Origin of the sequence: Streptomyces sp. NPDC020299, assembly GCF_044387825.1 — a bacterium.
Taxonomy (GTDB): Bacteria; Actinomycetota; Actinomycetes; order Streptomycetales; family Streptomycetaceae; genus Streptomyces.
This window is the reverse complement of the sequence record NZ_JBIRWL010000006.1, coordinates 155,546-179,756: the sequence shown is the minus strand read 5'-3', so window position 1 is coordinate 179,756 and position 24,211 is coordinate 155,546. Positions and strand designations below refer to the sequence as shown.

The following is a 24,211-nucleotide window of genomic DNA, read 5'->3' as shown; positions in this document are numbered from 1 at the left end:
GCCGGCGGGCCTTCGGCCGGGGGCCCGGGGATCGCCCCCCGACAGGCACAGTCGCTGCCGGTGAGGGCGGCCGAGTCGTGGGGCGTGCCGCAGGGCAGAATGGGGCCGGACTAGCGAAGGAGACTTACGTGGCCATCCGCGTCCTACTGGTCGACGACCAGCCCCTGCTGCGTACCGGGTTCCGGATGATCCTGGAGGCGGAGCAGGACATCGCGGTCGTCGGCGAGGCCGGAGACGGCCTCCAGGCCATCGACCAGGTGCGCGCTCTACAGCCGGATGTGGTGCTGATGGACATCCGCATGCCGCGGATGGACGGGGTGGAGGCGACCCGGCAGATCACCGGTCCCGGTCGGGACGGCCCGGCGAAGGTACTGGTGCTGACCACGTTCGACCTGGACGAGTACGTGGTGGAGGCGCTGCGTGCCGGGGCGAGCGGCTTCCTGCTGAAGGACGCGCCCGCCAACGAGCTGGTGCAGGCCATCCGGGTGGTGGCGGCCGGGGAGGCGATGCTCGCGCCGAGCATCACGCGCCGGCTGCTGGACAAGTACGCCACGCATCTCCCGTCGGGGGACGAGCCGGTGCCGGACACGCTGCACACCCTGACCGACCGGGAGGTCGAGGTGCTGAAGCTGGTGGCGCGGGGGCTGTCGAACGCCGAGATCGCCGCCGACCTGTTCGTCAGCGAGACGACGGTGAAGACACATGTGGGCCATGTGCTGACCAAGCTGGGGCTGCGGGACCGGGTGCAGGCGGCGGTGTACGCGTACGAGAGCGGACTGGTGCGCCCGGGCGCGCAGTAGCGGTAGCAGTAGCGGGCCTTGCGACCGGCAAAGGGCGCCCCCTTCCCGAGGGAGGGGGCGCCCTTCGTGTGCGGCGCTTCGCGCGGCGGCCGGCTGTCAGCCCTTGCTGAGTTCCCAGAAGCGGAACACGGTCGAGGCGTCGAGGCAGTACTCCAGGCCGTAGACGCCGTCGCGGACGACGGCGTACTGCTTGGCCTGCCAGACCGGCAGGACGGGCAGTTCGTCGGCGACGATGTTCTGGAGCCGGGCGAACTCCGAGATGGTGGCGGCGCGGTCGCTCTCGGCGGCCGTGTGCGGGATGAGGGAGCCGGTGATCGTGCTGTTGGTGTAGTGGTTGCTGAGCACGTTGCCCTTGCCGAAGAAGGGTGAGGTGAAGTTGTCGGCGTCCGGGTAGTCGGGCACCCAGCCCTTGACGTAGACGCCGTACTTGCCCTTGGCGATGTCCTTCTCGTACTGGTCGTACGCGACGGACTTGACGTCGGCGGTGAACAGGCCGCTGGCGTTGAGCTGGGCGGCGATCGCCTTCAGTTCCTGGTCGGTGGCGGGGCCGTAGCGGGAGGGCGTGGACCAGAGGGTGAGCTTCACCTTGCCGGTGATGCCGTCGGCGTGCAGGGCGGCGGTGGCCTTGGCCTTGGAGGGGCGGGCGCCGTAGGTGTCGAAGAAGGCCGTGTTGTGGCCGGTGATGCCGGCCGGGATGATCGAGTACAGCGGGGTCGCGGTGTCCTCGTAGACGTTCCTGATCAGGGCGTCGCGGTCGAGCAGGTAGGCCATGGCCTTGCGGACGCCGAGCTTTCCGGCGACGGGGTCGTCCATGTTGAAGACGAGGTGCTGGACCTCGGCGCTGGTGCCCTCGATGACCTCGACGCCGCTGCTGTCGTCCTGCTTCTGGATGTCGGCGACGGCGCCCGCGGTCAGACCGCGGTAGGCGATGTCGACCTTGCCGTGGACGAGGGCGTCCTTCAGGTCGGCCTGCTTGCCGTGGAAGAACTTGAGGGTGACGCCGGAGTTCTTCACCTCGGCGGTGCCCTTGTAGTGGGAGTTGACGGAGAAGACGGCCTCGTCCTTGCCGAAGGAGTCCAGCTGGTAGGGGCCGGAGCCGACGGCCTTGTCGTCCTTGCGCAGCGCGTCGCCGTCGTACTGGCGGTGGTCGACGATGGAGCCGGCACCGGAGGCGATCTTGCTGGGGAAGGTGGCGTCGGGCACCTTCAGCCGGAACACCACGGTCTTGGCGTCCGGGGTTTCGACCTTGCCGAGCATCGGGAACATGATCGCGGGGCCGGCCGCGTCGTTGATCTTCAGCATGCGGTCGAAGGAGAACTTCACGTCCTCGGAGGTGAGGGTGTCACCGTTGCTGAACTGCAGGCCGTCCTTGAGGGTGCACTTGTAGACCTTGGCCTGGGTGTCGCTGAAGTCGCACTCCTTGGCCGCTTCCGGCTCGGGTTCCGTGCCGCCCTTGGGGAAGCTCAGCAGCGACTGGAAGACGTTGTTGAACAACAGCCAGGAGCCGGGGTCGTAACCGGAGGCGGGGTCGGTGGCGAGGACGTCGTCGGACATCCCCATCACCACGGAGGAGCCGCTGCCCCCGGAGTCACCGCTCCCCGAGCCGCAGCCGGTCAGCAGACCGGAGGCCAGCCCGGCCAGAACGGGCAGAAGCGGCCACTGGGTGCGCATGTTCATTGGTCGTGCCTTTTTCGTCGTGCTCAAAACCCGGGGCCGCGGTCAGCGGCCCCGGGTGGAGGAGAGAGCGTCAGTTGCTCACACCGCGGCCGAGCTCCCACAGCTGGAGCGTGGAGGAGGAGTTCAGGGCGTAGGCGGTGCCCGTGACGTCGGTCCGTGCGGCGACGTACTGCTTGCCCTGCCACAGCGGCAGGATCGGGACGTCGTCGGCGACGGTGTCCTGGATCGCCGTCAGGCTCTTGGAGGCGGTGAGCCGGTCGGCCTCGCGGCGCGACTGCGGGATCAGGGTGTTGCGGATGTCGGCGTTGGCGTACGGCGAGCCGAGGGTGTTGTCCTTGTCGAGGAACGGCGCGAGGAAGTTGTCGGCGTCCGGGAAGTCCGGGAACCAGCCCATGCCGTAGACGTCGTACTTGCCCTTCTTCTCGGCGGGCCGGAAGGTGTCCCAGGGCGTGCCCTGGATGCTGACGTCGAACAGGCCGCTGTTGTTGAGCTGCTTCTGCAGGACCTCGAACTCCTGCTTGGTGGCAGGGCCGTAGTGGTCGGTCGTGTAGTGCAGGGTCAGCTTCACGGGGGCAACGATGCCGGCCTTGGTCAGCAGCGACTTGGCCTTCGTGACGCTGGGGTTGCCGTACTTGTTGAAGAACGAGTTGGAGTGGCCCGTGAGGGTGGCCGGGACCAGCGAGTACAGCGGTTCGGCCTGGGAGCCGTACACCTTGGAGACCAGCTCGCCGCGGTTGATGACCTGGGCCATGGCCTTGCGGACCGCCGTGGTCTTCACCGTGGGCGCGTTGGTGTTGAAGGCGAGGTAGCGGATTTCCAGACCGGGCATCTCGACGAGGTCGACGTTCTCGTCGGTGCCGGCGTCGAGCTTGTTGATCTGGGCCGGCGACATCGTGCGGGTCATGACGTCGATGTCACCCTTGTCGATCGCGGCGCCCATGGCGTCGGCGTCGGCGAAGGAACGCATCTGCACCTTGTCGTTGCTGACCTTCAGGCTGCCCTTGTAGTTGGGGTTCTTGCTGAAGGTCATGGAGTCGATGGCGTCGTCCTTGACGTCCGCCGAGAAGGTGTAGGGGCCGGAGCCGTCCATGGAGAAGCCGTCCCGCAGCTTGTCCTTGGCGTAGTCCTTCGGGTTCACGATGCCCGCGACCGGCGTGGACAGCTTGTACGGGAAGGTGGCGTCGGCGGTCTTGAGGTGGAAGATCACCTCGCGGTCGCCCTGCGTCTCGACGGTGTCGACGGTCGACAGCAGGCCGAACACACCGCTGTCGGCCTTGATGCGCAGCGCTCGCTCGATCGAGTACTTCACGTCCTGGGCGGTGATGGCGTCGCCGTTGGCGAACTTCAGGCCGTCGCGCAGCTTGCAGGCGTAGCGCTCGTTGCCGCTGTCGGTGAAGCCGCAGCTCTCGGCGGCCTCGGGTACGGGGTCGCCCTCGCCCTTGGGCTGGATCATCAGGGTCTGCACGGTCTGGCGCAGGATGTTCCAGGTGCCGACGTCGTAGGCGTAGGCCGGGTCGAGCGGGGCCGGTGCGTTCTTGGTGGCCGTGAACCTGTCCGTGGTGCCGACAACGATGGCGTCGCCGCTCTTGCTCCCGCTGCTGTCTCCGCCGCACGCGGCGAGCACCGGCGCGAGCAGGCCGACGACGGCCGGCAGCACCAAAGTCTTGCGGTTCATGCTCGGGTTTCTCCAGGGCTGTTTGAATCCGTGTACCCGGCATGCATGGGTGTCGCGGCGGATCACGGGGTAAGGGCGATGTTCTCGCAACGAGATTAGACCGCGCTTGCAGGAGGGTTCACAGCCGCCGGAGTTGAGTTCCCATCACGCAGTGAAACCGGGCGCGGACACACCGAAAACCCGACAGCGGCAGGATTAGTGCAGCGTTCCATGAATCGGGACACAAGGACGTGTGAATGCCCTCCGGACGGGGGTGAGCAGCACACATCGGCGTGCATGTCGAGCCCCGATGGAGTGCTGAACGTCACACTTCCAACTCGGTTGTTCAGTGGTGGAATTCGGTCGCGCGGCCTGCTTCGAATTCCGCTGTACGCGCTCGGGTGTACTACGGCGGCATTTTGTCCAATGGACTTTGCACGCTGGGTGAACGGCTAGCGCATTTGTGTCATCAGGCCGCGCAGAAATGCCAGGTCGACCTCTTCCAGGGAGGTCACGACGGTCCGCCGGGTGGCCGGGGCGATGGGGGCGACCGACGGCACCGCGACCACGTGGCAGCCCGCGGCCTCGGCCGCCGCGACCCCGGTCGCGGTGTCCTCGACGACCGCGCATCTGGCCGGATCCACACCCAGTCCGGCGGCCGCGAGCAGATACGGGTCCGGGTACGGCTTGGTGCGCGACACCTCGTCGCCGGCGATGGACAGGGAGAAGTGCTGGGGCCCCAGCGAGCCCAGCACCCGGTCGATGATGCGGCGGTGCGAGGCGGAGACCAGGGCCGTCGGGATCTGCTGTTCGTACAGCTCCGCGAGGAGTCTGGCGGCGCCCGGCATCAGCGGCAGGGCACGGCCGATACGGTCCTCGAATCCGTCGTTCAGCAGCACGCTGAGCTCGGCGAGGGCGATGTCGGCGCCGGTCGCCTCGATGAGGAAGCCCGCGCTGCGGGTCATGGGCCCGCCGACCACGACATGGCGCCAGGACTCGTCGAGGATGTGACCGAGACGGGCGAAGACCTCCACTTCGACGTCCCACCAGAAGCCCTCGGTGTCCACCAGGGTGCCGTCCATGTCGAGCAGCACCGCCTGGAGGGCTGAGCCTTCCGCCGTACGGGTTCCGAGCGCGGGGACCGTGCTGGTCATCGGCGCGCACCTCCTGAAGGGGCGAGCAGGCCGGCTCCCATGCGGGAACCGGCCTGCGGTGGACCGACCAGTGTACGACTCTCGCTGATGAAATGCCTGGCTTACCGCTCGGGGCCCGTCGCCCGGACCTCCGGTCCGTTGCTCGAACGGGCTCAGCGGGCGTTGAAGTACTTGGCCTCGGGGTGGTGGATCACGATCGCGTCCGTGGACTGTTCGGGGTGCAGCTGGAACTCCTCCGACAGATGCACGCCGATGCGCTCCGGCTGGAGAAGCCCGGCGATCTTGGCGCGGTCCTCCAGGTTGGGGCAGGCTCCGTAGCCGAGGGAGAAGCGGGCGCCGCGGTACTTCAGCGCGAACATGTCTTCGATGTCGCTGGGGTCCTCCCCCGCGAAGCCCAGTTCCGAACGGACGCGGGCGTGCCAGTACTCGGCGAGGGCCTCGGCCAACTGCACGGAGAGGCCGTGGAGTTCGAGGTAGTCACGGTAGGAGTTGGACTCGAACAGCTTGGCCGTCTCCTCGCCGATCCGGGAGCCGACGGTGACCACCTGCAGACCGACCACGTCCGTCTCGCCGGACTCCTCCGGACGGAAGAAGTCCGCCAGGCACAGGCGCCGGCCGCGCCGCTGGCGCGGGAAGGTGAAGCGGGTGCGCTCGTTGCCCTGCTCGTCGAGGATGATGAGGTCGTCGTCCTTGGACACGCACGGGAAGTAGCCGTAGACGACCGCGGCTTCCAGCAGGTTCTCCGTCTGGAGCCGGTCCAGCAGGCCGCGCAGGCGCGGGCGGCCGTCGGTCTCGACGAGTTCCTCGTACGTCGGGCCGTCACCGGTGCGGGCCTGCTTCAGCCCCCACTGCCCCTTGAACAGCGCACCCTCGTCCAGCCAGCTCGCGTACTCCTTGAGCTGGATGCCCTTGACCACCCGGGTCTCCCAGAACGGCGGGGCGGGCACCGGGTTGTCGGTGGCGACATCGGAACGCACGTGCCCTTCCTCGGGCCGCTCCTCGACCTCGACGCCGGCCGCCGCCCGCACCCGGCGCTGCCGCAGCTCCGGCAGCTTCGCCCCCGGCACGCCCCGCTTGACCCCGATCAGCGCGTCCATCAGGTGCAGGCCCTCGAACGCGTCCCGGGCGTAACGGACTTCGCCCTGGTAGACCTCGTGCAGATCCTGCTCGACATACGCCCGGGTGAGGGCGGCGCCACCCAGGATGACCGGGTAGTCGGCGGCCAGGCCGCGCTGGTTGAGCTCCTCCAGGTTCTCCTTCATGATCACCGTGGACTTCACCAGCAGCCCCGACATGCCGATCACGTCGGCCCGGTGTTCCTCGGCCGCCTCCAGGATCGCCGAGACCGGCTGCTTGATGCCCAGGTTGACCACGTTGTAGCCGTTGTTGGACAGGATGATGTCCACCAGGTTCTTGCCGATGTCGTGGACATCGCCGCGCACCGTGGCCAGCACGATCGTGCCCTTGCCCTCGGAGTCCGACTTCTCCATGTGCGGCTCGAGGTGGGCGACCGCGGCCTTCATCACCTCGGCGGACTGCAGCACGAACGGCAGCTGCATCTGGCCGGAGCCGAACAGCTCACCGACCACCTTCATCCCGTCCAGCAGCGTCTCGTTGACGATGTCCAGGGCGGGCCGGGTCTCGAGGGCCGCGTCGAGGTCGGCCTCCAGGCCGTTGCGCTCGCCGTCGATGATGCGGCGCTTGAGGCGCTCCTCCAGCGGGAGAGCGGCCAGTTCCTCGGCCTTGCCCGCCTTGAGCGACTTGGCGGTGGCGCCCTCGAACAGCTGCATGAGCTTCTGCAGGGGGTCGTAACCCTCGGTGCGGCGGTCGTGGATCAGGTCGAGAGCGGTCTGCACCTCTTCCTCGCTGAAGCGGGCGATCGGCAGGATCTTCGAGGCGTGCACGATCGCCGAGTCCAGGCCCGCCTTGACGCACTCGTCGAGGAAGACGGAGTTCAGCAGGATCCGGGCGGCCGGGTTGAGGCCGAAGGAGATGTTCGACAGGCCGAGGGTGGTCTGTACGTCGGGGTGGCGGCGCTTGAGCTCCCGGATCGCCTCGATGGTGGCGATGCCGTCCTTGCGGGACTCCTCCTGACCGGTACAGATGGTGAAGGTCAGGGTGTCGATGAGGATGTCCGACTCGTGGATGCCCCAGTTGCCCGTCAGGTCCTCGATCAGCCGTTCGGCGATCTCGACCTTCTTCTCCGGGGTACGGGCCTGGCCTTCCTCGTCGATGGTCAGCGCGATCAGAGCGGCGCCGTGCTCCCCGGCCAGCCGGGTGACCTTCGCGAAGCGGGATTCGGGGCCGGCGCCGTCCTCGTAGTTGACGGAGTTGATGACCGCGCGTCCGCCCAGCTTCTCCAGGCCCGCCTCGATGACGTCGACCTCGGTGGAGTCCAGCACGATCGGCAGGGTGGAGGCGGTGGCGAAGCGGCCGGCCAGTTCCTCCATGTCGGCGACGCCGTCGCGGCCGACGTAGTCCACGCACAGGTCGAGCATGTGCGCGCCCTCGCGGATCTGCTCCCGGGCCATCTCCACGCAGTCGTCCCAGCGGGCCTCGAGCATGGCCTCGCGGAACTTCTTCGACCCGTTGGCGTTGGTCCGCTCACCGATCGCCAGGTAAGCGGTGTCCTGCCGGAACGGAACGGACTGGTAGAGCGAGGCCGCGCCCGGCTCGGGCCGGGGATCACGCTGGGGCGGGGTGACGTCGCGGACGCGTTCGACGACCTGGCGCAGGTGCTCGGGGGTGGTGCCGCAGCAGCCGCCGATCAGGGACAGGCCGTATTCGCGGACGAAGGTCTCGTGGGAGTCCGCCAGCTCCGGGGCCGTCAGCGGGTAGTGGGCGCCGTCCTTGGTCAGGACCGGCAGACCCGCGTTCGGCATGCAGGACAGCGGGGTCCGGGAGTGCCGGGTGAGGTAGCGCAGGTGCTCGCTCATCTCGGCCGGGCCGGTGGCGCAGTTCAGGCCGATCATGTCGATACCGAGTGGCTCCAGCGCCGTCAGCGCCGCGCCGATCTCCGAGCCGAGCAGCATGGTGCCGGTCGTCTCCACCGTCACCGACACGATCAGCGGCACGTCGTAGCCGGCTGTGCGCATGGCACGGCGGGCGGCGACCACGGAGGCCTTGGTCTGCAGCAGGTCCTGCGTGGTCTCCACCAGCAGGGCGTCGGCACCGCCGGCGAGCAGGCCCTCGGCGTTCTGCTGATAGGCGTCCCGGATGGCACCGAAGGTGGTGTGGCCGAGGGTGGGCAGCTTCGTACCGGGACCCATCGAGCCCAGCACCCACCGCTGCCGGCCGTCGCGTGCGCCGAACTCGTCGGCGACCTCGCGGGCGATGCGGGCTCCGGCCTCGGACAGCTCCGTGGTGCGTTCGGGGATGTCGTACTCCCCCAGAGCGGTGAGGTTGGCGCCGAAGGTGTTGGTCTCCACACAGTCCACACCCGCGGCGAAATACGCCTCGTGGACCGAACGGACGATATCCGGACGGGTGAGGTTGAGGATCTCGTTGCAACCCTCGAGATTCTCGAAGTCCTCGAGCGTCGGCTCCTGCGCCTGGAGCATCGTGCCCATGGCTCCGTCGGCGACCACCACGCGGGTGGCGAGTGCCTCTCGGAGCGCGGACGCGCGGGTCCGGCTGTCGGTGGAAGGGGTCAGCGGCGACGAGGCCATTAAGGGGCTCCCTGGGATGCGACGGCTGTCGGCTATGCGGCTGCCCGGGCAGGCCCGGGCAAGACGCACGGCGCCAGCGTAACCGGGAGTGGGCTTGGATGGGCATGGCGTCCACGAGGCGGACGAGTGTGGCCTGTGAACCACGTCGGGGCCACGTGTGACGTAACAAGTACCGACCGACCATTGGCGGGCGGTCGTCATGGACCGGTAGTGTTCGACATTGCCGAACGGCGTCAGTTGACGCGAGCGGTGACGGATGAAGGGGACGGAGGCTGTACGGCGATGGCACGGAACATCCAGTCGCTCGAACGGGCGGCCGCGATGCTGCGGCTGCTCGCGGGCGGCGAGCGACGGCTCGGCCTGTCGGACATCGCCTCCTCGCTGGGCCTCGCCAAGGGCACCGCCCACGGCATCCTGCGCACCCTCCAGCAGGAGGGTTTCGTGGAGCAGGACGACGCCTCCGGGCGCTACCAGCTGGGCGCGGAGCTGCTGCGCCTGGGGACCACGTATCTGGACGTGCACGAGCTGCGGGCGCGCGCCCTGGTGTGGACCGACGACCTGGCCCGTTCCAGCGGGGAGAGCGTCTACCTGGGCGTGCTCCACCAGCAGGGCGTCCTGATCGTGCACCATGTCTTCCGGCCCGACGACAGCCGGCAGGTGCTGGAGATCGGGGCCATGCAGCCACTGCACTCCACGGCCCTGGGCAAGGTGCTGTCGGCGTACGACCCGGTCGCGCACAGCGAGGCGCTGGAGGCCGACCGCAAGGCCTTCACGGACCGCACGACCTGCGAGTGGGCCGACTTCGAGCACATCCTCGACCTCACGCGCGCGCGTGGCTACGCGGCCGACGTGGAGGAGACCTGGGACGGCGTGGCCTCGGTGGCCGCGCCCATCCACAACCGGCGGCGGATGCCGGTGGGCGCGGTGGGGATCACCGGCGCCGTGGAGCGGATGTGCCGTGACGGGGAGTTGCGTCCCGAGCTGATCGCCGCGGTGCGGGACTGCGCCCGCGCGGTGTCACGGGACCTGGGCGCCGGGCGGTTCTGAGCGCCGGGAGGGCGCCGGCGGGGTACGCGGGACATGGACCGGGACGCTGAGCGGCGTTCCGGCTCTCGCCATACCCTGAAAGGGACATAACAGGCATACCCGCGCTTCACGCGCCCGCAGATCGATAACTCGCCGCGATCAATAACGATCGCATATTCGATAACAGAACTCTTGACGCGTGCCTGAGGCCGGAGCAAGACTCCCGTCCATCGGTCGGCATTGTCGAACACCTACCGGCAATACGCGCTAGAGTGTGACAACGCCAAGGGCCGGCATCGCTCTCACCCCCGAGGGCGCTGAACCCCCGGAGGGACCCGGGGTTCGGCTTCCCTGGACGAAGGACAAAGGAGTCGCGGGTGTCCAGCTCCGACATCTTCATCGGCGAGACCATCGGTACCGCCATACTCATCCTGCTCGGCGGTGGCGTCTGCGCCGCCGTGACGCTGAAGGCCTCAAAGGCCCGTAACGCCGGCTGGCTCGCCATCACCTTCGGGTGGGGTTTCGCCGTTCTGACGGCTGTCTACACCTCGGCGCCGCTTTCCGGCGCCCATCTCAACCCGGCCGTGACCCTCGCGCTCGCGATCAAGGACCATGACTTCAGCAACCTCCCCACCTACTGGGGCGGTCAGCTGCTCGGCGCCATGATCGGCGCGAGCCTGGTCTGGGTGGCCTACTACGGCCAGTTCCAGGCGCACCTCACCGACAAGGAGATCGTCGGCGGTCCGGGTGCGCAGGCCACGGCGGCCAAGGCCGTCGAGGCCCAGGAGAAGGGCGCCGGCCCGGTCCTGGGCATCTTCTCCACCGGTCCGGAGATCCGGCACGCGGTGCAGAACCTCGCGACGGAGATCATCGGCACCATCGTGCTGGTGCTCGCCGTCCTCACACAGGGCCTGAACGACAAGGGCAACGGCCTGGGCACCCTGGGTGCGCTGATCACCGCGCTGGTGGTCGTCTCCATCGGCCTGTCCCTCGGCGGCCCCACGGGCTACGCGATCAACCCCGCCCGTGACCTCGGTCCGCGTATCGTGCACGCCCTCCTGCCCCTGCCCAACAAGGGCGGCTCCGACTGGGGCTACGCCTGGATCCCGGTGGTCGGTCCGCTGATCGGCGGCGCGATCGCTGCAGGCATCTACAACGTCGCATTCGCTTAAGGAGCTCCGGGCCGCCTCCGGGCGGCCCGGGCCCCGATCCATGAGCACGCGCCGTACGTAACGCCCCTCAACCACGGATTCCCCAGGAGCACACAGTGACCGACGCTCACACTGCCGGCCCGTTCATCGCCGCCATCGACCAGGGCACGACCTCCTCGCGCTGCATCGTCTTCGACCGGGACGGCCGTATCGTCTCCGTCGACCAGAAGGAGCACGAGCAGATCTTCCCGAAGCCGGGCTGGGTCGAGCACAACGCCAACGAGATCTGGACCAACGTCCAGGAGGTCGTCGCCGGAGCCCTCCAGAAGGCCGGCATCACCCGCGACGACATCAAGGCCATCGGCATCACCAACCAGCGCGAGACCACCGTGCTGTGGGACAAGAACACCGGCGAGCCCGTCCACAACGCCCTTGTCTGGCAGGACACCCGTACCGACGGCCTGTGCCGGGAGCTCGGCCGCAACGTCGGCCAGGACCGCTTCCGCCGCGAGACGGGTCTGCCGCTGGCCTCCTACTTCTCCGGCCCCAAGGCCCGCTGGCTGCTCGACAACGTCGACGGCCTGCGGGAGCGCGCCGAGGCGGGCGACATCCTCTTCGGCACCATGGACACCTGGGTCATCTGGAACCTGACCGGTGGTGTCAACGGCGGCAAGCACGTCACCGACGTGACCAACGCCTCCCGTACCCTCCTGATGAACCTGCACACGATGCAGTGGGACGACAAGATCGCCGAGTCGATCGGCGTGCCCCTGCAGATCCTGCCCGAGATCCGCTCCTCCGCCGAGATCTACGGCGAGGTCACCGGCGGCAAGCTCGGCGACCTGCTGGGCGGCATCCCGGTCGCCTCCGCGCTCGGCGACCAGCAGGCGGCCCTGTTCGGCCAGACCTGCTTCTCCGAGGGCGAGACCAAGTCCACCTACGGCACCGGCACCTTCATGGTGATGAACACCGGTGACAAGATCATCAACTCCTACGCGGGCCTGCTGACCACGGTCGGCTACAAGATCGGCGAGCAGCCGACGGTCTACGCGCTGGAGGGCTCGATCGCCGTCACCGGCTCCCTGGTGCAGTGGATGCGGGACCAGATGGGCCTGATCTCCACCGCGGCCGAGATCGAGACGCTCGCGCTCTCGGTCGAGGACAACGGCGGCGCCTACTTCGTACCGGCCTTCTCGGGTCTGTTCGCCCCGCACTGGCGCTCCGACGCCCGTGGTGTGATCGCCGGCCTGACCCGGTACGTCACCAAGGCGCACCTCGCCCGTGCGGTGCTGGAGGCGACCGCCTGGCAGACCCGCGAGATCGCCGACGCCATGGTCAAGGACTCCGGCGACGAGCTGGTGGCCCTGAAGGTCGACGGCGGCATGACCTCCAACAACCTGCTGATGCAGACCCTCGCCGACGTTCTGGACGCACCGGTGGTGCGCCCGATGGTCGCCGAGACCACCTGCCTCGGCGCCGCCTACGCCGCCGGCCTGGCCGTCGGCTTCTGGTCCAGCACGGACGAACTGCGCGCCAACTGGCGCCGGGCCGCCGAGTGGACCCCCCAGATGGACGCGGACATCCGCGACCGCGAGTACAAGAACTGGCTCAAGGCCGTCGACCGGACCATGGGCTGGATCGAGGACGAGGGCTGAGCGGCTCCACACGGCCCAGACAGCTCTGACGAGGAGTAAGTACCAGAAATGACCAGTCAGTCCACCCTGCAGTCCGTACCTGCCCTGGGGACACACCCGGCCTCCGGCTCCCTCCCGAGCCGGGCCGAGACCAGGGAGCAGCTCTCCAAGGCGTCGTACGACCTTCTCGTGATCGGCGGTGGCATCCTGGGCATCTCCACCGCCTGGCATGCCGCGCAGTCCGGCCTCAGGGTGGCACTGGTCGACGCCGGCGACTTCGCCGGCGCCACCTCCTCCGCCTCCTCCAAGCTGCTCCACGGCGGTCTGCGCTACCTGCAGACCGGCGCGGTGAAGCTGGTGGCGGAGAACCACCTCGAGCGCCGTGCGGTCTCCCGTCAGGTGGCCCCCCACCTGGCGAACCCGCTCACCTTCTACCTCCCCGTGTACAAGGGGGGCCCGCACGGCGCGGCGAAGCTCGGCGCGGGCGTGTTCGCCTACTCCGCGCTCTCCGCCTTCGGTGACGGCGTCGGCCACCTGCTGAGCCCGGCGAAGGCCGCGCAGGACGTGCCCGAGCTGCGCACCGAGAACCTCAAGGCCGTGGCCGTGTACGGCGACGACCAGATGAACGACGCGCGCATGGCGCTGATGACGGTCCGCGCGGCCGTCGAGGCGGGCGCGGCCGTCCTCAACCACGCCGAGGTCACCGGCCTGCGCTTCACCAAGGGCCGGGTGACGGGCGCCGACCTGCGCGACCGCACCTCCGGTGACGAGTTCGGCGTCAACGCCCGTCTCGTGCTGAACGCGACCGGCCCGTGGGTCGACCACCTGCGCAGGATGGAGGACCCGAACGCGGCGCCGTCCATCCGCCTGTCGAAGGGCGCGCACCTGGTGCTCAAGCGCACCTCCCCCTGGAAGGCCGCGCTCGCCACGCCGATCGACAAGTACCGCATCACCTTCGCCCTCCCCTGGGAGGACATGCTGCTGCTCGGCACCACCGACGAGGAGTACGAGGGCGACCCGGCGGATGTCGCGGTCAACGACAAGGACATATCCCAGATACTGGACGAGGCCGCGTTCTCCGTCCGGGACCAGCAGCTCAGCCGCGATCTGATCACCTACGCCTTCGCCGGACTGCGGGTGCTGCCGGGCGGCCCGGGCGACACCGCGAAGGCGAAGCGGGAGACGGTCGTCACCGAGGGCAAGGGTGGCATGCTGTCGGTCGCGGGCGGCAAGTGGACGACCTTCCGGCACATCGGCCGTACGGTCATGCAGAAGCTGGAGGCGCTGCCCGGTCAGCCGCTGGGCGACGACTTCGAGCCGATTTCCTCCCTGCCGAAGAAGCTGCCGCTGCCGGGCGTCGCCAACCCGCGCGCGGTGGCCCACCGCCTGCTGGTGGACCACCCGGCGCCGGGCCCGCGCATGGCCGCGGACACCGCCAGGCACCTGGCCACCCACTACGGCTCGCTGGCTTTCGACATCGCCCGGCTGGCCAACGACAACCCGGAGCTGGCCGAGCGCGTCCACCCGGACGCCCCGGAGATCTGGGCGCAGGTCGTCTACGCCCGCGACCACGAGTGGGCCGAGACGCCGGACGACGTGCTGCGCCGCCGTACGACGCTGACGATCCGCGGCCTGGCCACGGACGAGGTCCGCGCGAAGGTGCAGGACCTGCTCGACAAGAAGTAGGACGGCACAAGCAAGGCGCACAAGAAGAAGGCCACGGTGACCGGCTCTTCCCCTGACCAGGGCCGGCATCGTCGACCGGCCCCCGCCGCACCGGGGCCGGGAACCGAGAGGGGCGGCTCCACGCCGATGGGGCCGCCCCTTTCGCGTGCGCCGGCAGCGACCGCCGGGCCTGGCGGTCTGCCCCCATAATGTGGTGACACATCGGAGGTCTGAGCGACAGGGAGGCCCACCATGGCGGTCACCGACGAGGCGATCGAGAAGATCAAGGGGATGATCGTCTCCGGTGCGCTGCGGCCCGGCGACCGGCTGCCGAAGGAGAGCGAGCTCGCCGCCGAGCTGGGGCTGTCGCGCAACTCCCTGCGGGAGGCCGTGCGGGCGCTGTCGTTGATCCGGATCCTGGACGTGCGGCAGGGCGACGGGACGTACGTCACCAGTCTGGATCCCCAACTGCTGCTGGAGGCGATGAGCTTCGTCGTCGACTTCCACCGCGACGACACGGTCCTGGAGTTCCTGGCGGTGCGCCGGATCCTGGAGCCCGCCGCGACGGCGATGGCCGCCTCGCGGATCAGTGAGCAGCAACTGGACGCGTTGAGCGCACAGTTGGACGCCCTGGGCGCCGCGCCCTCGGTGGAGGAACTCGTCGCCTGCGACCTGGAGTTCCACCGGAGCATCGTGCGCGGCTCCGGCAACTCGGTGCTGTGCTCGCTGCTGGACGGTCTGTCGGGGCCGACCACCCGGGCCCGGATCTGGCGCGGTCTGACCCAGGAGGACGCGGTCAGCCGCACTCTGCGCGAGCACCGCGCGATCCTGGCGGCCCTGCGCGACCGGGACGCGGAGGCGGCCCGCTCGTGGGCGACCGTGCACATCGCGAGCGTGGAGCAGTGGCTGCGCAGCACCCTGTGACGCGCCCTTGTGAAGTCCCTGTGCACAACCCGCGGGAAAGTGGTGAGGATGCCCTCGGCCCAGGGGTGTTCCGGGGTGGCGATCGGGGCAGTGATCCGTTCACTCCCCCTCGTAAGGGGGCTGCGGGCGCCCCCGCCGGACGCCGTAAGGTTGGGACGTACGCGAGGGCACGTCGGAAGGAGGCACTGGGTGATCGAGCTCGAGGGGGTTCCCGAGCTGATCGACCCGGTCATGGTGGCCGCGTTCGAGGGCTGGAACGATGCCGGCGACGCCGCCTCCACCGCGGTCGCGCATCTGGAGAGGGAATGGAAGGGCGAGGTGTTCGCGGCGCTGGACGCCGAGGACTACTACGACTTCCAGGTGAACCGCCCCACGGTGTTCATGGACGGCGGAGTGCGCAAGATCACCTGGCCGACGACAAGGTTGTCGGTGGTGCGGGTCGGCGGCGAGAAGCCGCGCGACCTGGTGCTGGTCCGCGGCATCGAACCGTCCATGCGCTGGCGCTCGTTCTGCAACGAGCTGCTGGGCTTCGCGCACGAGTTGGGCGTCGAGCTGGTGGTCGTCCTGGGCGCGCTGCTCGGTGACACCCCGCACACGCGTCCGGTCCCGGTCAGCGGGGTCACGTCCGACGCGGACCTGGCCCAGCGGATGGACCTGGAGGAGACCAAGTACGAGGGCCCCACGGGGATCGTCGGTGTCCTGCAGGAGGCCTGCACGCACGCCGGTGTCCCGGCGGTGTCCCTGTGGGCGGCCGTCCCGCACTACGTGTCGCAGCCGCCGAACCCGAAGGCGACACTGGCCCTCCTCAACCGGCTGGAGGACCTGCTCGACCTGCGTATCCCGCTGGGCGAGCTGCCGGAGGACGCGCGTGCCTGGCAGGTGGGTGTGGACCAGCTGGCCGCCGAGGACAGCGAGGTCGCCGAGTACGTGCAGACGCTGGAGGAGGCCCGGGACACCGCCGAGCTGCCGGAGGCCTCGGGCGAGGCGATCGCCCGCGAGTTCGAGCGGTATCTGCGGCGCCGGGACGTCAACCCGCCCGGCGGGCACGCGACGGCGGACGGTGGGGACGGGTCGCCGTCCTCGTACCGGAGGGACAACCCCGGCGGCCGCACCCGGCCGCCGAAGCCGCCCAAGCCGAGCGCCGAGGACGACGACTCGTCGGAGGACTGAACGCGGCCGCGCCGCCCGGTGCGGGTCAGGTGTCGCGCACTCGGAGCAGAACCGTGCCGGTGAGGAGTGCGCCGGCCGACCACGCGGCGAGCACGCCCAGGCCGGCCCAGGGGCCGATGGGCAGCCGGTGCAGGTCCGTTGTGGCTTGGACGGCCGGTCCGGCGGTCATCGGTGCGACCTGTTCGAGCAGGCGGTGCAGCCGCGGGTCGGTCACCATCCGGGTGAGGACCGGCGGGAGGTAGAGCAGTCCGAGAACGGCTCCGATCGCGGCCGCGGAGTCACGCACGACCGCCGCGACGCCCAGGCCGAGGATCGCGATGAGCACCAGGTAGGCGACCGAGCCGGCGCCGGCCCGCAGGACGGGCCCCTCGGCAAGCGCGAGCGCGTATCCGTGACGGGGCACGACGATCCGGGCGACCAGCAGCGAGGCGAGCAGGGTGGGAGTCCCGATGGCGGCCACCGCGACGGTGAGCACCAGCGCCTTGGCGGCCAGCACCGTCGGGCGGCCCGGGACAGCGGCCAGGGTGGTGCGGATCAGCGCGGTGCTGTACTCGCCGCCGACAGTGAGCACGGCCAGCACCGCGACGGGGGCCTGTCCCAGGTACACGCCGCTGCCCGCGAGCCGGGTGACGTCGGTGCCGCAGTCGGCCCGCGGGCAGGTGGCGAGGACGGACACCACGGCGGCCAGCGCCACGGTGACGGTCGCGGTGGCCAGGAGGAGCCACGCCGGGCCTGGCGTGGTGCGCAGTTTCGTCCACTAACGCCGTGAGCGCTACAGGGCCACACCCAGCAGCGCGTCCACGGCCCGGGCGACGACGCCGGGGGCGCCGGTGTCGGTGCCGCCCTGCTCCTGCTGGAGCGCGGCCCACCGGTCGACGGCGGCCAGGGCGGCCGGGGCGTCCAGGTCGTTCGCGAGGGCCTCGCGGATCTCCTCGACGAGCGCCTCGGCGGGCGGTCCGTCGGGCCGGGACACGGCGGCACGCCACCGCGCGAGCCGGTCCTGGGCGTCCGCCAGCACCTGGTCGGTCCACTCCCAGTCGGCCCGGTAGTGGTGGGCGAGGAGGGTGAGCCGGATGGCGGCGGGGTCGACGCCGTCGCGCCGCAGCTGGGAGACGAAGACCAGGTTGCCCTTGGACTTCGACATCTTCTCGCCGTCCAGGGCGACCATGCCGGCGTGCACGTACGCCCGGGCCATGGGGAACTCACCGGTGAGCACCTGGGCGTGCGAGGCGCCCATCTCGTGGTGCGGGAAGGCCAGGTCGGAGCCGCCGCCCTGGACGTCGAAGGTCATGCCGAGGTGGTCCAGGGCGATGGCGACGCACTCGATGTGCCAGCCGGGCCGGCCAAGGCCCAGCGAGCCGCCGTCCCAGCTGGGTTCGCCCTCGCGGGCGGCCATCCACAGCATCGGGTCGAGCGGGTTCTTCTTGCCCGGCCGGTCGGGGTCGCCGCCGCGCTCGGCGGACAGCAGCCGCATCGCCGCGGCGTCGAGGTTCGAGACCTTGCCGAAGTCCGGGTCGGACTCGACGGAGAAGTAGATGTCGCCCTCGAGGTCGTAGGCCGCGCCCAGATCGCGCAGCCGCTCCACGAGCGGGACTATGCCGGGTATCGCCTCGACAGCGCCTATGTAGTGCCGGGGCGGGAGCATCCTGAGGGCGGTCATGTCCTCGCGGAAGAGAGCCGTCTCCTTCTCGGCGAGGGCGGCCCAGTCGACGCCGTCCCGCTCGGCCCGCTCCAGTAGCGGGTCGTCGACGTCGGTGACGTTCTGGACGTAGTGAACCTGCCGCTTGGTGTCGAGCCACACGCGCTGCACCAGGTCGAACGCGTTGTAGGTCGCCGCGTGCCCCATGTGCGTGGCGTCGTACGGGGTGATGCCGCAGACGTAGAGACGGGCGACGGGACCGGGGTCGAGGGTGACGGGACCACCGGTCGCGGTGTCGTGGATCCTCAGGTCGCGACCCTGACCAGGCAGGGCGGGGACCTCGGAAGCGGGCCAGGCATGCATGTACATGAGCCTAACCGCCCGCAAGTGGCGTGAACGAACCGGACCGGGCCGGACGGCCGGAAAGGCGATCTTGTGTTCCGGCCGCCGGTGTGCTCACACCGGCGGCCAGGGAATCGCCGGCCACTCGCCGCTCGGCTCCGGGTGCTTGCCCGCGGTGAGCAGCGCGTCGACACGCGCGCGTGTGGCGTCCAGTTCGGCGGACGTGATCAGCCCGGCCAGGCGGGCGCCGAGGACGCCTCCGTCGGCCATGCCGTCCTTGAGACCCTTGAGGACACCGACGGCCTCGGCGGTCAGGGGCTCCCCCGCCCAGCCCCACAGCAGGGTCCGCAGCTTGTTCTCCACGTTGAAGGTGACCCCGTGGTCGATCCCGTACAGCTGTCCGTCCGGGGTGGGCAGCAGGTGGCCGCCCTTGCGGTCCGCGTTGTTGATCACGGCGTCCAGCACCGCGAGGCGCCGTAGCCGCTCGTCGTCGGCGTGCACGAGCAGCGCGGTCCGTCCCTCGTCGGCCTCGGCGAAGCCGATGGCCTTCCAGCCCGGCTCCGGCTCCTCGCCGTCCACCAGGGCGAGCAGTTCGGCGTCGGGGGCCGCCTCGACCCACAGCTGGACCATTCCCTCGCCGTACGGACCGTCGCGCAGCACGGTGGGCGGCACCAGGCCCCAGCCGGTCGCCTCGGAGACCGCGTACGCCGCCACCTCGCGCTCGGCGAGGGTGCCGTCGGGGAAGTCCCACAGCGGGCGTTCCCCTGCGACTGGCTTGTACACGCAGGCTGCCTCCTGGCCGTCGTGGGCCACCGTGCAGTAGAGCGCCGCGTTGGAGGCGTCGCGGATGCGTCCGCGCACGGTCAGCTCACCCTCGGCGAGGAGGGCGGCGCCGGTCACGCTCCGCGGCGGTATCCGTTCTGGCGCGGACATACGTGTCCTTCCGGGTCGAGCGGGAGGCTGCACAGCGGGCACGGCGGCCGCCCGGCGTTCACGACGTCGAGGGCGCGCTTGGCGAAGGCCCTGGCCTGCGCGCCGGTGAGCCGGACCCGCAGCATCGGGGGGCCGTTCTCCTCGTCCTGGAGCAGCCGCTCCTCGGCCTCCGCGAGGTCCTCCTCGGAGTCGGCGTCCAGCTCCACCAGGGCCTGGGCCTCGACGATCATCCGCTGTTCCTCGCCGTCCCAGGCCAGCGCCATGGTGCCGACGCGGAACTCCTCCTCGACGGGAGTCTCCAGCGGTTCGGTGTCGGCGACCTCGGACGGGGCCATCGCGGGGACCGGGGCCTGGCCGCCGCTGCGGCGTACGACCTCGTCGAGGAGCTCGTCCATGCGCTCGGCGAGCGCGGCGACCTGGGTCTTCTCCAGGATCACGCTGGTCACCCGGGGGCCGGCGGAGGCCTGGAGGAAGAACGTACGGCGCCCGGGCAGCCCCACTGTGCCGGCCACGAAGCGGTCCGGTGGGTCGTAGAGGAACACCTGACGGGACACGTCCTGTCTCCATTGGATCGAGAGTGCGAATCGGAAGTGCGTGAGGGGGGCTGTGCGCGAACGCGACGCTTCACCCTACTGCGCCCGACGATCACGGTGCGCCCGCACCACCTCCCACCGGTGCGTCATCCCCGGCGGGTTCCGCACGCGGCGCGAGGGAGGCGAAATCCCCGGTGTCCCCGAGACGAACGAGAAACGGCCTGAGACGGGTGTAACGGATCGCGGTGATGGAACACGGTTCGACGGAGATCCGCTGGAACAGGTCGAGATGCAGTCCGAGCGCGTCCGCGACGAGAGACTTGATGATGTCACCGTGAGAGCACATGAGATACACGGCGTCGGCGCCGTGGTCGCGTTCCACGCGCGCGTTCCACTCCCGTACGGCCTCGGCCGCGCGGGTCTGCATCGCGCGCATGGACTCGCCGCCGGGGAACGCGGCGGCCGACGGGTGCGCCTGCACCACCTCCATCAGCGGCTCGTCCTTGAGTTCGGCGAGCTTGCGGCCGGACCAGTCGCCGTAGTGGCACTCCCCGATCCGTTCGTCGGTGTGAAGGCGCAGGCCCGGCCGGGCGTCCAGCAGCGGCTGAAGGGTCTCCTGGCAGCGTTGCAGGGGGCTGCTGACGATTTCCGCGAGGGGCAGCCCGTCGAGCCGCCCGGGCAGCGCGGCGGCCTGCGCGGCCCCGCGCTCGTCCAGGGCGACGCCGGGCGTCCAGCCGGCGAGCAGTCCGGCGGTGTTGGCGGTGGACCGTCCGTGCCTTACGAGGATCAACGTGGGCATGCGGACCAGCGTAGGCGCACGCGGCTGGGCCGCGGCGCGCGGGCGACGGGAGGTTGGGGTTCTTGATCATCGACTGTGCCATCTACCGGGACGGGCTCCGCAGCGAGGGGCCCGAGGACCTGTCCGACGCGCTGGCGGCGGCGCGGGCGGCGGGCGGGTTCGTCTGGATCGGGCTGCACGAGCCGTCGGAGAAGGAGTTCGACCGGGTCACCGAGGAGTTCGGGCTGCACCCACTGGCGGTGGAGGACGCCCTCAACGCCCACCAGCGGCCCAAGCTGGAGGTGTTCGACGACTCGCTGTTCGTGGTGCTCAAGCCGGTCGTGTACGAGCCGGAGAGCGACGCCGTCTCCAACGGCGAGGTGATGATCTTCGTGGGGGACGGCTTCGTGGTGACCGTCCGGCACGGCGAGGGTTCGCCGCTGGCGGCCGTGCGGCGCCGGCTGGAGGAGGAGCCGAAGCTGCTGGAGAAGGGTCCGACGTCGGTGCTGTACGCGATCTGCGACGCGACCGTCGACCACTACCTGGAGGTGGCGACCGAGCTGCAGACCGACATGGAGGAGCTGGAGACCGAGGTGTTCTCGCCGGACCCGGGCAGCTCGCGCAACACGGCCTCCCGGATCTACACCTTCAAGCGGCAGATCCTGAAGTTCCGCCGGGCGACCGGTCCGCTGGCCCTGCCGATGACGCGGCTGGCCGGCACCGTGCCGGCGGGCGAGGGCGGGGTGCCCTTCGTGGACGACAGGGCCCGGCCCTTCTTCCGGGACGTGCAGGACCATCTCACGCGCGTGAACGAGTCCGTGGAGGGCCTGGACCGGCTGGTCTCGGACATCCTGTCGGCCCATCTGGCGCAGACCGGCGTCCGGCAGAACGACGACATGCGGAAGATCTCCGCGTGGGCGGCGATGGCCGCGGTCCCCACGCTGATCGCCGGGATCTACGGCATGAACTTCGACGACATGCCCGAGCTGCACTGGGCGTGGTCGTACCCGGTCGTGATCCTGGTGATGGCCGCTCTGGAAGTCATGATGTTCCGCCTGTTCAAGCGGCGCGAGTGGCTGTGACCGGGCGTCTCAGGCGAACTCGGGGGCGGTGGTCGCGGGGCCGCCGAGCGGGTTGCGGCGCTCGGGCATGCGCAGGGACACCATGCGCCGCCAGCCCGCTGCGCGCTCGTAGCGGTACACGGCGCGGATGCCCGCCGCGAGCACCGCGCGCCTGGTCCTGGACCAGCCGAGGACGCGGCCCATCCGGGCCATGACGGCGAGACTGACGTCCCGGTGGACGCGGATCTCGGCGAGCGCGCACTCGCGCAGGGTGCGCTGGATCAGCCGGCCGTAGCCGGAGGCCGCGAAGCGCAGCAGTTCCTCGTGGGTGTAGGCGAGGTGGTCGTCCTCGTCGTGGGAGATCATGCGGACGGCCCTGCCCACCTCCGGGTCGGCGGCGAAGTGCTTGCGGAGCAGCAGCATCTGCTCGGCGGCGCGCTGTTCGGTGACCCGGCTGTGCGCCAGGTAGACGATGATGTCCCGCACGCTCAGCGCTTCGTCCCGCCGGAGCCGGTCGTGGGCTAGGCCGATGCCGCGCCGCTCCAGGAGCATCGTGTAGTCGGTCTCGGGCGGGACGGGGACCGGTTCCAGGCCGCGTTTGCGCATCAGGGCGTGGAAGATCCGCCCGTGCTTGTCCTCGTCGGCGCCGTGCCGGGTGATCTTGGGAACGAGTGCCTGTTCGCCCTCGGGGACGAGCGCGGCGATCCGTCCGTTCTCCCAGCCGCCCTGTGCCTCGCCGCCGGCCGCGATGGAGCAGAAGAGCCGGAAGGACTCGTCGTCGAGGATCTCCTGGAACACACGCTTCGCCGAAAGCATGAGGGCACCTTTCCGAAGGTTTCCGCAAAGAACGAGTCAAATGCGGCATCGCGGGTGCTGCAACACTTACGGCGGCCGACTGGGCCGGAAGAAGGAGCATCGGGGTCGCGGCGGGAGCGTAACCGCGCGGGCCCGGGCGCGTTGTTTCTACTGACGGCCGTGGCGGGGAAGACCCCCCGAGCCCCCACCACGGCCGCGGAGCCCGCTAGGGGGTGTTTCGAAAGTCCCGCACAGCACCCACGGCGCCCGGCACGCACTCTCGCCGCACCGGCCAAAAACCCAAGTACGTCCAGTACGAGGGCTTTCGTCCGGCACGCCGAGAGCACGCACCGGACACCGCGGGCACCGCACAGGACTTTCGAAACACCCCCTAGGCGAGACCGGCGCGTTCCAGGGCCTCGACGCCGGCGCGCAGGGAGGTGAGTCGCTCCTCCAGGGTGAAGCCGGCGGGGGCGAGGCTGAGCGTGGTGACACCGGCGGCGGCGTAGGCCTTCATCCGGTCGGCGATGCGGTCGACGGAGCCCAGCAGAGTGGTCTTGTCGATGAGGTCGTGCGGGATCGCCGCCGCTGCGCCCTGCTTGTCCCCGGAGAGGTACTTCTCCTGGACCTCGGCGGCCTCCTTCTCGTAACCCATGCGCCGGGCGAGCTGGTTGTAGAAGTTCTGCTTGGCGCTGCCCATGCCGCCGACGTACAGCGCGGTGTAGGGGCGGAAGACGTCCGCGAGCTGAGGCACGTCCTTGTCCTCGCCGACGGCGAGCGGCAGGGTCGGGCAGACGTCGAAACCGTCGAGGGTCTTGCCCGCCTTCTCCCGGCCCGCGCGCAGGTACGTGATCGTGGTGTCCTCGAGGTGCTCGGCCGAGGGGAAGATCAGCAACGCGCCGTCGGCGATCTCACCGGTCTGCTCGAGGTTCTTCGGCCCGATGGCGGCGATGTACAGGGGGATGTGCTCGCGCTGCGGGTGCACGGTCAGCTTGATCGGCTTGCCCGGGCCGCCGGGCAGCGGGAGGGTCCAGTGCGCGCCCTCGTACGACAGCCGCTCGCGGGTCATCGCCTTCCGTACGATCTCCACGTACTCGCGGGTCCGCGCCAGCGGCTTGTCGAACTTGACGCCGTACCAGCCCTCGGAGACCTGCGGCCCGGAGACGCCGAGGCCGAGCCGGAAGCGGCCGCCGGAGAGCGAGTCGAGCGTCGCGGCGGTCATCGCGGTCATCGCGGGCTGCCGGGCCGGGATCTGGAAGATGGCGGAGCCCACGTCGATGCGTTCGGTCTGCGCGGCGACCCAGGAGAGCACGGTGGCCGCGTCGGAGCCGTAGGCCTCGGCGGCCCAGCAGACGGCGTAGCCGAGCCGGTCGGCCTCCTGCGCGACGGCCAGGTTGTCCGCGTCCATTCCCGCGCCCCAGTAGCCGAGGTTGATCCCGAGCTGCATGGCCGATTCCCCTTACCCATCAGTAACGTCCTTGTGGGAGCGACCCTAGCGCGGGTGGGCGGACGATGGGGCGGCGCGGGGGCCCGTGGGCTCCGGCCGGGGTGGGAAATCGGTTATCCACAGGCAACCCACGGCCCAGTTCTGGCCAGTAATCTCGGCC

At 70.0% G+C, this 24,211-nt stretch carries 19 protein-coding genes; 8 read left to right on the top strand and 11 right to left on the bottom strand.

Annotation, left to right across the window (positions count from 1 at the left end):
• Window positions 1-128: 128 nt before the first annotated feature.
• Entirely contained in the window at window positions 129-800 is a 672-nt protein-coding gene (locus tag ACH45E_RS17600; RefSeq protein WP_093774523.1) for a response regulator transcription factor, read from the top strand.
• A 96-nt stretch (window positions 801-896) separates the two neighbouring features.
• On the opposite strand, the gene ACH45E_RS17595 is transcribed toward ACH45E_RS17600, so the two are convergent.
• The 4 genes from ACH45E_RS17595 to metH all read right to left on the bottom strand — a co-directional run bounded on the left by ACH45E_RS17595 (window position 897) and on the right by metH (window position 8,953).
• Window positions 897-2,477 (bottom strand): ABC transporter substrate-binding protein, encoded by a 1,581-nt coding sequence (locus ACH45E_RS17595; RefSeq protein WP_361440710.1) that lies wholly within the window; start codon window positions 2,475-2,477, stop codon window positions 897-899.
• A 70-nt stretch (window positions 2,478-2,547) separates the two neighbouring features.
• Window positions 2,548-4,152: an ABC transporter substrate-binding protein gene (locus ACH45E_RS17590; RefSeq protein ID WP_361440707.1), complete on the bottom strand. Its 1,605-nt coding sequence runs from the start codon at window positions 4,150-4,152 to the stop codon at window positions 2,548-2,550.
• 431 nt (window positions 4,153-4,583) lie between these two features.
• Complete coding sequence (locus ACH45E_RS17585) at window positions 4,584-5,285, bottom strand: HAD family phosphatase (protein ID WP_361440704.1); 702 nt, start codon at window positions 5,283-5,285, stop codon at window positions 4,584-4,586.
• Between the two features lie 152 nt (window positions 5,286-5,437).
• The gene (gene metH / locus ACH45E_RS17580) at window positions 5,438-8,953 is read right to left on the bottom strand and encodes a methionine synthase (protein WP_361440701.1); all 3,516 of its coding nucleotides are present in this window, start codon (window positions 8,951-8,953) and stop codon (window positions 5,438-5,440) included.
• A 282-nt stretch (window positions 8,954-9,235) separates the two neighbouring features.
• Between metH and ACH45E_RS17575 the strand changes: the two genes are divergently transcribed.
• The 6 genes from ACH45E_RS17575 to ACH45E_RS17550 all read left to right on the top strand — a co-directional run bounded on the left by ACH45E_RS17575 (window position 9,236) and on the right by ACH45E_RS17550 (window position 16,523).
• Complete coding sequence (locus ACH45E_RS17575) at window positions 9,236-10,000, top strand: IclR family transcriptional regulator (protein ID WP_361440698.1); 765 nt, start codon at window positions 9,236-9,238, stop codon at window positions 9,998-10,000.
• A gap of 356 nt (window positions 10,001-10,356) precedes the next feature.
• Window positions 10,357-11,151, top strand: a complete 795-nt coding sequence (locus ACH45E_RS17570; RefSeq protein WP_361440695.1) for an MIP/aquaporin family protein — start codon at window positions 10,357-10,359, stop codon at window positions 11,149-11,151.
• 95 nt (window positions 11,152-11,246) lie between these two features.
• Complete coding sequence (gene glpK, locus ACH45E_RS17565) at window positions 11,247-12,785, top strand: glycerol kinase GlpK (protein WP_361440692.1); 1,539 nt, start codon at window positions 11,247-11,249, stop codon at window positions 12,783-12,785.
• 48 nt (window positions 12,786-12,833) lie between these two features.
• Window positions 12,834-14,450, top strand: coding sequence for a glycerol-3-phosphate dehydrogenase/oxidase (locus ACH45E_RS17560; RefSeq protein WP_361440689.1), 1,617 nt, complete (start codon window positions 12,834-12,836; stop codon window positions 14,448-14,450).
• 231 nt (window positions 14,451-14,681) lie between these two features.
• Window positions 14,682-15,353 (top strand): FadR/GntR family transcriptional regulator, encoded by a 672-nt coding sequence (locus tag ACH45E_RS17555; protein WP_361440686.1) that lies wholly within the window; start codon window positions 14,682-14,684, stop codon window positions 15,351-15,353.
• Window positions 15,354-15,542: 189 nt separating this feature from the next.
• Window positions 15,543-16,523 carry a PAC2 family protein gene (locus tag ACH45E_RS17550; protein ID WP_361440683.1) on the top strand — a complete coding sequence of 327 codons (981 nt, stop codon included), beginning with the start codon at window positions 15,543-15,545 and terminating at the stop codon, window positions 16,521-16,523.
• A 25-nt stretch (window positions 16,524-16,548) separates the two neighbouring features.
• Here ACH45E_RS17550 and ACH45E_RS17545 read toward each other — a convergent pair whose 3' ends face one another.
• From ACH45E_RS17545 to ACH45E_RS17525, 5 genes are all read right to left on the bottom strand, one after another.
• A complete protein-coding gene (locus ACH45E_RS17545) occupies window positions 16,549-17,217 on the bottom strand; it encodes an ABC transporter permease (RefSeq protein WP_361440680.1) in 669 nt (222 codons plus the stop codon).
• A gap of 78 nt (window positions 17,218-17,295) precedes the next feature.
• Complete coding sequence (mshC, locus tag ACH45E_RS17540; RefSeq protein WP_361440677.1) at window positions 17,296-18,525, bottom strand: cysteine--1-D-myo-inosityl 2-amino-2-deoxy-alpha-D-glucopyranoside ligase; 1,230 nt, start codon at window positions 18,523-18,525, stop codon at window positions 17,296-17,298.
• 93 nt (window positions 18,526-18,618) lie between these two features.
• A complete protein-coding gene (locus ACH45E_RS17535) occupies window positions 18,619-19,437 on the bottom strand; it encodes an SCO1664 family protein (protein ID WP_361440674.1) in 819 nt (272 codons plus the stop codon).
• A complete protein-coding gene (locus ACH45E_RS17530; protein WP_361440671.1) occupies window positions 19,401-19,991 on the bottom strand; it encodes a DUF3090 domain-containing protein in 591 nt (196 codons plus the stop codon). Before ACH45E_RS17530 ends, ACH45E_RS17535 begins: the two co-directional genes overlap by 37 nt.
• Before the next feature lie 91 nt (window positions 19,992-20,082).
• On the bottom strand, window positions 20,083-20,769 hold the full coding sequence (locus ACH45E_RS17525; protein WP_361440668.1) for a histidine phosphatase family protein: 687 nt from the start codon (window positions 20,767-20,769) through the stop codon (window positions 20,083-20,085).
• 62 nt (window positions 20,770-20,831) lie between these two features.
• Here ACH45E_RS17525 and corA point away from each other — a divergent pair, with 62 nt between their 5' ends.
• Window positions 20,832-21,830: a magnesium/cobalt transporter CorA gene (corA, locus tag ACH45E_RS17520; RefSeq protein ID WP_361440665.1), complete on the top strand. Its 999-nt coding sequence runs from the start codon at window positions 20,832-20,834 to the stop codon at window positions 21,828-21,830.
• Window positions 21,831-21,839: 9 nt separating this feature from the next.
• On the opposite strand, the gene ACH45E_RS17515 is transcribed toward corA, so the two are convergent.
• Both ACH45E_RS17515 and ACH45E_RS17510 read right to left on the bottom strand, forming a co-directional pair.
• A complete protein-coding gene (locus ACH45E_RS17515; protein ID WP_361440662.1) occupies window positions 21,840-22,625 on the bottom strand; it encodes a ferritin-like domain-containing protein in 786 nt (261 codons plus the stop codon).
• Window positions 22,626-22,995: 370 nt separating this feature from the next.
• A complete protein-coding gene (locus ACH45E_RS17510) occupies window positions 22,996-24,051 on the bottom strand; it encodes an LLM class F420-dependent oxidoreductase (protein ID WP_361440659.1) in 1,056 nt (351 codons plus the stop codon).
• Window positions 24,052-24,211: the final 160 nt, after the last annotated feature.